The organism is Bradyrhizobium sp. Mp27 (assembly GCF_029953005.1).
GTDB lineage: Bacteria > Pseudomonadota > Alphaproteobacteria > Rhizobiales > Xanthobacteraceae > Bradyrhizobium > Bradyrhizobium barranii.
Window position 1 is genome coordinate 1 of the sequence record NZ_JASAUS010000251.1, and the last position, 6,942, is coordinate 6,942.

The window sequence follows — 6,942 nt, forward strand, 5'->3', positions numbered from 1 at the left end:
GTTTCGAGAATGCGCAAGTATCCGAGCCGAGCGACCTCATCGAGCAGGAACAAGGTGCGGCCGGTCACTTCGCCATTGCGATTGTAGATGGCGTTGAGCAGCGAGCCGATGACGACACGGGCGAGGCCGGCATGATTCTCCAGCGTCTTCAGGTCGAGATTGATGAAGACGTCGGTCCGGCCCTCCGCGAGCTCGGCCGTCGTGAAGCTCGAGCCGGACACCAGCGCAGCATAGTTGGCATAGGAGAGCCAGTGGGTTTCCTTCACGGCGTTGGCGTAGACGCCGCTAAAAGTCTCCGGCGTCATGGCGATGAAGGGCGCGACATTCTCTTTCACGAAGCCGGACTCCGAATTGTCGTAAATCGTCTGAAGCCGCTGGCGCAGCTTCGGCTCCGGCTCGGACAGGTTGGCGCGGACTTGGCGGAGGTGCTGATCCTTCTTTTCCGTATGACCGGACAGGCAGACATCGCCGATCAGGGCCGTCAGCAGTTGCAGCGCCGAGGCGCGAAAGAAGTCATCCCGCGCCGAGCCCTGGCGCGGATTATCGGTCATGATCCAGGACGCGACGGCGGCAATATCCTCCTCCTTGGTCGCGCCGTGCTGGCCGATCCAGTCGAGCACGTTGAAGCCGACGCCTGAGGAGCGCGGGTCGAGTACGAAGACCTGGCGACCCGCCCCGTGCCGGTGTCCGGTCACCATGGGCGCGACCTCGTAGGAGGGGTCGAGAACGACCAACCCGCCGCCCCATTTGAGCGCCGTCGGCACCGTGACAGAGGTCGTCTTGAAGCCGCCGGAACCGGCGAACACGATGCCGTGCGACGAGCCGAAGGACGCATCGAAACAGAGCAAAGGAGACTTGCCGCCGGCGCCCCATGTCTCGGCGTCATCGGCGCGGAAGGAGCGATCCGTAACCGCATCCCGATCGACGCGATAGCGCTCCCCGACCACGATGCCGCCTGTCTCCGGGAACAGCCGCGCAGCCTCGGTCATCACCATCCAGTCGGACTCGCCATGGATGGCTCGCCGGCCGCGGATGCGACGCGGGGCAGCGGCCGCGAAGGCGGCGTTGCCTTTTATAGCCACACGCAACCCGAACACGGCCACGAGCGCAGCGATTGTCGCCCCGATGATGGTCGAGGGATCGGCATAGGCGAGAAGGCGGTCTCCAGCGAGCAGGGCATTGGCGAAGGAATGGGGGCGCGCGATCTCGCGCGAGACGGCGATCGCGACCACCAGCAGGCCGCCGAACACGACGCTCCAGCCGGCCGAGCGGATCGCCGTCGCACCGGCCGCCGCGAGCAGGAAGACCACGCCGATCGCCGCGGCGACCACGTAGGGCAGGGCGATGCCGACCCGGCCGAGCACCAGGCGCGCGTTCGGGGTTGTCCCGAACTTCGAAAGCCAGGCTTCGATGCCGGTGAGGACAAGGCATAAGCTCGCCATCAGCACGGCCGGCACGATCGCCAGGGCGATCTTATTTGCTCTCATGACCGAACGCCTTCGCGCCGATCGCCATGAGGCGCTCGCGTTCCACCTCGCTGCCGCGGAGACGGTCGGCGGCGTCGATCAGCAGACCCAGCAGCAACGCACGCTTCTCGTAGCGCAGCCCGGCCTTGGCGATGAGGCCGCCCAGCTCGATCTTCTCCCGCGTGTCCTTCTTGCGGGCGTGAGTTGAATCGGAGCGGCGCATGCGTTCAGCCCTGTTCAGCCACGCCCGAAGACGCGCCAGACGCGACGGCCGCGGCCGCCTTCGCTGTTGGGCTTCCGCCCTTGCGAAACCGGCCGGCGATCTCCTCGAACGCCGACAGCAGCGCGCCTTCGTCGATCTCGATCTCGCCCATCCCGGCTCTCAGCGCGATGCGGCCGATGCGCTCGGCTTCCCGCGTTTCAGCCTGCTTCAGCTGGTCCTGGAGCCGAGCGATTTCGTCCCTGATCTGCCGCGAGGGTTTTTTCATTCCGGAAGAACCTTTCCTGTCATTTTGGCGCGAAGCGCGGACAGGAAAGCCGGGCTGAGCGCGAAGCGCGACCCGGGTAATTAACGGGGTCGGCGGAGCCGACGCTTTGGAAGATCATCCCGCCGTTCCGAAGGAGCGGCTTCCAAGGGCGCAGTAATACGTCGCTTGAGGCGACGTCCTGCTTCCCAACCCGAATGGGGCGGCCGATCTCGACGAACAGCATGTTCGTTCGTCTCGGGGATCACTCCAGCCGTGGCCATCACCCATTTCACGCCCCAGCTCATCGGACGCGGCGATGGCCGCAGCGCCGTGCTGGCCGCCGCCTACCGGCATTGCGCGAAGATGGAGTTCGAGGCCGAGGGCCGTACTGTCGACTATTCCAACAAGCGGGGGATGATCCACGAGGAATTCCAGGTGCCGGCCGACGCGCCCGCTTGGCTTCGGACGATGATCGCCGATCGCTCCGTTGCCGGCGCGTCGGAGGCCTTTTGGAACAAGGTCGAAGCCTTCGAGAAGCGAGCGGATGCGCAGTTCGCCAAGGAGTTTATCATCGCGCTGCCCGTCGAGCTGACGAGCGAGCAGAACATCGCGCTGATGCGCCAGTTCGTGGTCGAGCAGGTACTATCCCGAGGGCAGGTTGCGGACTGGGTCTATCACGACGAGCCAGGCAATCCGCATGTCCACATGATGACGACGCTGCGGCCTCTCACCGAGGACGGATTCGGGCCGAAGCGGGTCCCGGTCATCGGCGAGGATGGGCAGCCGCTGCGCATGAAATCCGGCAAGATCGCCTATCGGCTTTGGGCGGGCGAGAAACAAGAGTTCCTCGAGCAGCGCAACGGCTGGCTCGACCTGCAGAACCAGCATCTCGCCCTGAACGGCCACGAGATTCGGGTCGATGGTCGGTCCTACGCCGAGCGCGGGATCGACGTCGTGCCGACCACCCATATCGGCGTCGCGGCCAAGGCCATCCAGCGCCGGGCGGAGCGCGAGGGTCGCGATCCGAACCTCGAACGGCTGCGCGTGTTCGAGGAGAACCGGGCCGAGACGCTGAGGCGGATCCAGCGCCGTCCGGAGATCGTGCTCGACATGATCTCGCGGGAGAAGAGCGTTTTTGACGAACGAGATGTCGGCAAGCTCCTGCATCGCTATGTCGATGATGCCGAGACTTTCCAGCGCTTGATGGCACGGGTGCTGCAGAGCCCCGATGCGCTGCGGCTGGAAGGCGAGTCCGTCGACTTCGCGACGGGTGCACGGGCGCCGGCAAAATACACGACGCGTGACCTGATCCGGCTCGAAGCGGAGATGGCGCGGCGCGCGGTCCATCTGTCGGGCAGCACGGCTTTCACGGTCAAGACGCAGGTGATTACCGCGGTGTCCGCGGGCCACACCAACCTCTCGGCCGAGCAGCGCTCCGCCATCGATCACATGGCGTCCGGAGAAAGGATCGCGGCGGTTGTCGGCCGTGCAGGCGCAGGCAAGACCACGCTGATGCGGGCCGCGCGCCAGGTGTGGGAAACCGCCGGTTATCGCGTCGTCGGCGGCGCCCTGGCGGGCAAGGCGGCCGAGGGATTGGAGAAAGAGGCGGGCATCGAATCCCGCACGCTCGCCTCCTGGGAATTGCGCTGGAAAAGCGGTCGCGACGGCCTCGACGACAGAACGGTTTTTGTCCTGGACGAAGCCGGCATGGTCGCCTCGCGGCAGATGGCGCTGTTCGTCGAAACAGCATCAAAGGCGGGAGCCAAGCTCGTCCTGGTCGGCGATCCGGAACAGCTGCAGCCGATCGAAGCCGGCGCGGCGTTTCGCGCGATCGTCGAACGCATCGGCTACGCCGAACTCGAGACGATCTATCGCCAGCGCCAGCAATGGATGCGCGACGCCTCGCTCGATCTTGCCCGTGGCCGGACGGCGCAGGCTCTGTCTGCCTATCGCCAGCAGGGACGTGTGTTTGGCTCGGAGCTGAAGGCGCAGGCGATTGACAATCTCATCGCCGATTGGAACCGGGACTACGATCCATCCAAGTCGACCTTGATCCTCGCGCATCTGCGCCGCGACATCCGCGCGCTGAACGAGATGGCGCGGGCCAAGCTCGTCGAGCGCGGTCTCCTCGAACAGGGACATGCCTTCCGGACCGAGGACGGCGAGCGCCGATTTGCGCCCGGCGACCAGATCGTCTTCCTGAAGAACGAGGGCTCGCTCGGGGTCAAGAACGGCATGATCGGCAAAGTTGTGGAAGCCGGGACTGCGCGCCTGGTCGCCGAGATCGGGGAGGGCGAGTGCCGCTGCCGCGTCGAGGTCGATCAGCGCTTCTATCGCAACATCGACCACGGCTATGCGACGACGGTGCACAAGGCGCAAGGAGCCACCGTCGACCGGGTCAAGGTGCTGGCAACGCTGTCCCTGGACAAACACCTCGCCTATGTCGCGCTGACCCGCCATCGCGAGGATGTCGCGCTCTATTACGGCCGGCGTTCGTTCCAGAAAGCTGGCGGCCTGATCCCGATCCTGTCGCAGCGCCGGGCCAAGGAGACCACGCTCGATTACGAACGCGGCGCCCTCTATCGCGCTGCGCTGCGCTTTGCCGCAAACCGTGGACTGCACGTCGTTCGGGTGGCGCGCACGCTCGTGAACGATCGCCTGCGCTGGACGGTTCGCCAGAAGCAGCGCCTCGCCGAGGTCGCGCGCCGGCTGCGTGCGCTCGCCGAAAAACTCGGCCTCGTCGATGGCCGTAAACCCATCATCAGCACCGCACACAAGGAGGCGAAGCCCATGGTCGCAGGCGTAACGACATTCCCCAAATCCCTGATCGACACGGTCGAGGACAGGATCCTTGCCGACCCCGCCATCAAGAAGCAGTGGGAGGATGTGTCCATCCGATTCCGCCTCGTCTTTGCCGATCCCGAGCGGGCGTTCAGGGCGACGAATTTTGACGCCATGCTGAAGGACCCCGCGGCCGCGAGCTCGACGATGGCGCGTCTTGCCTCGAGCCCAGAATCCTTCGGGGCTCTGCGCGGCAAGGTCGGCATGCTGGCGGGCAAGGCCGACAAGCAGGAGCGCCAGCGCGCCGAGGCCAATGTGCCGGCGCTCAAGCGCGACATCGAGCGTTACTTACGTCTTCGCGCCGAGGCCGAGCACAAGCATGAGAGTGAGGAACGCACGATCCGGCATCGTGTCGCGATCGACATCCCCGCTTTGTCGCGCGATGCACGTCGCGTGCTCGAGCGGGTACGCGATGCCATCGACCGCAATGACCTGCCGAGCGCGCTCGAATTCGCGCTTGCGGACAGGATGGTGAAGGCGGAGATCGACGGTTTCAACAAGGCCGTCGCTGAGCGCTTTGGCGATCGGACATTCCTGTCGAATGCCGCCAGGGAACCCAACGGGCAGCCTTTCGAGAAGGCGGCCGCCGGCATGGATCCGGCGCGGCGCGAGCAGCTGAAAGAAGCCTGGCCAGCCATGCGTGCGGCACAGCAGCTCGCAGCAGGGGAGCGCACCGCGCAGGCCCTCAAGCAGGCCGAGGCGCAGCATCTCGCCCAGAGCCAGGGACAGACCCTGAAATGAGCACACGGCGCTTCCCCTTGGTGATCCTGGTGGTGGGTGCCGGCCTCGTCGCCGCCGTGGCAGGCGCCGGTTGGTGCACCGGACTGCGCATCAACATGACGGCGAGCTACCCGCGCGGCCTGTGGCGGATCGAGACGTTGGATCGGGCCGCTGCCGCCGGCGATCTCGTCTTTATCTGTCCGCCTGAGACGGCCGAGTTTGAACGCGCATTCGCGCGCGGTTACATCCGGCGCGGACTTTGCGCCGGAGGCTTAAGCCCGCTCATCAAGACCGTCGCCGCCGTCAGTGGCCAGCAGATCGATGTGGCTGATCAGGTCTCGATCGACGGCCGTCCGCTCACAGGTTCCGATGTCCGGCACACCGATGCCGCCGGCCGTCCACTCGCCCCGTTTGCCGGCGGCGTCATTCCCGACGGCGAGCTCTATCTCCACTCCGATTTCGCAGGTTCCTATGATTCCCGCTACTTCGGCCCGATCCCGTCATCGGGTGTTCTCGGCCTCGCCCGGCCCGTCTTCACCTTCGGTCCCTAGCGCTTGGCATGGCGTGGCGAAGATCGTCGCCGCAGCTGCGCTCGGGGCTGCCGCCTGGTCCGGTCACGCGCTCGCCCTGCCGCTCGCCTGCGCCTTCCCGACGCTGTGGGCGTTCGCGCCGTCGCGGCTGATCTCGGCGGTGGTGAGCGCGGCCTATTTCCTGGCCGCATCGCGCGGCCTGCCACAGGGCGTCGTCAATTTCTACGGCACTGATCTCAGCGTCGGCATCGCCTTGTGGATCGGCGCCGCGGCCATCTTCGTCCTGGTCCACGCCGTGTTGTGGCAAAGCCGGCCGGGATGGCGGAGGGCGGTTTGGTTCGCCCTTGCGGCGATCCTGATGAGCGTGCCGCCCTTCGGGATCGTCGGATGGGCACAGCCGATCACCGCGGCCGGCATTTTGTTTCCGGGATGGGGATGGTGGGGACTGGGCGCGACCGCGGCGATCCTGGTCGCCATGACGACCGGCAAGTGGCCCATCGCGGCGATGGTCGTGGCCAGCATCTCGGCCTGGTCGGCCGCGCACTGGACCGCGCCGTCGCAACCAGACGGATGGGTTGGTCTCGATACCAGGCTAGGGAGTGCGCTCGGCCCGGCTCCGGACCTCGCTCAATCCCAGGCGCTTCTCCAGCGCGTGCACGAAGCGGGTGCGACTGGCGCGCGCGTTGTCGTGCTTCCCGAGAGTGCGGCCGGGCTGTGGACACCGACTATGAGCCGCTTCTGGATGGACGGCCTTCGCGGCAGCGACGTCACGGTGATCGCTGGCGCGGCGATCGTCGATCGCGAAGGCTATGACAACGCCATGATGGAGGTCAGCGCCGGTCGCGCGCGCCGGCTCTATGGCGAGCGCATGCCGGTCCCGGTCTCGATGTGGCAACCCTGGCTCGCATGGACGGGGCA

Annotated in this window: 6 protein-coding genes; 3 read left to right on the top strand and 3 right to left on the bottom strand. The window is 66.3% G+C overall.

From position 1 onward, the window contains the following. The 3 genes from QJT78_RS46935 to traC all read right to left on the bottom strand — a co-directional run. Positions 1–1,487: type IV secretory system conjugative DNA transfer family protein (locus tag QJT78_RS46935; RefSeq protein WP_281460709.1), on the bottom strand; the 1,487-nt coding region annotated here is incomplete at its 3' end. Then, on the bottom strand, positions 1,474–1,689 hold the full coding sequence (traD, locus tag QJT78_RS46940; RefSeq protein ID WP_038380958.1) for a type IV conjugative transfer system coupling protein TraD: 216 nt from the start codon (positions 1,687–1,689) through the stop codon (positions 1,474–1,476). The genes QJT78_RS46935 and traD, both read right to left, overlap by 14 nt. 4 nt (positions 1,690–1,693) lie before the next feature. Further along, entirely contained in the window at positions 1,694–1,954 is a 261-nt protein-coding gene (gene traC / locus QJT78_RS46945) for a conjugal transfer protein TraC (protein ID WP_281460710.1), read from the bottom strand. 252 nt (positions 1,955–2,206) lie between these two features. On the opposite strand from traC, the gene traA reads away from it, so the two are divergent. The 3 genes from traA to QJT78_RS46960 all read left to right on the top strand — a co-directional run. Continuing rightward, positions 2,207–5,515 carry a Ti-type conjugative transfer relaxase TraA gene (gene traA / locus QJT78_RS46950; RefSeq protein ID WP_281460711.1) on the top strand — a complete coding sequence of 1,103 codons (3,309 nt, stop codon included), beginning with the start codon at positions 2,207–2,209 and terminating at the stop codon, positions 5,513–5,515. Then, positions 5,512–6,045, top strand: coding sequence for a conjugative transfer signal peptidase TraF (gene traF / locus QJT78_RS46955; RefSeq protein WP_281460712.1), 534 nt, complete (start codon positions 5,512–5,514; stop codon positions 6,043–6,045). Before traA ends, traF begins: the two co-directional genes overlap by 4 nt. 13 nt (positions 6,046–6,058) lie before the next feature. Further along, positions 6,059–6,942: conjugal transfer protein TraB (locus tag QJT78_RS46960; RefSeq protein ID WP_281460713.1), on the top strand; the 884-nt coding region annotated here is incomplete at its 3' end.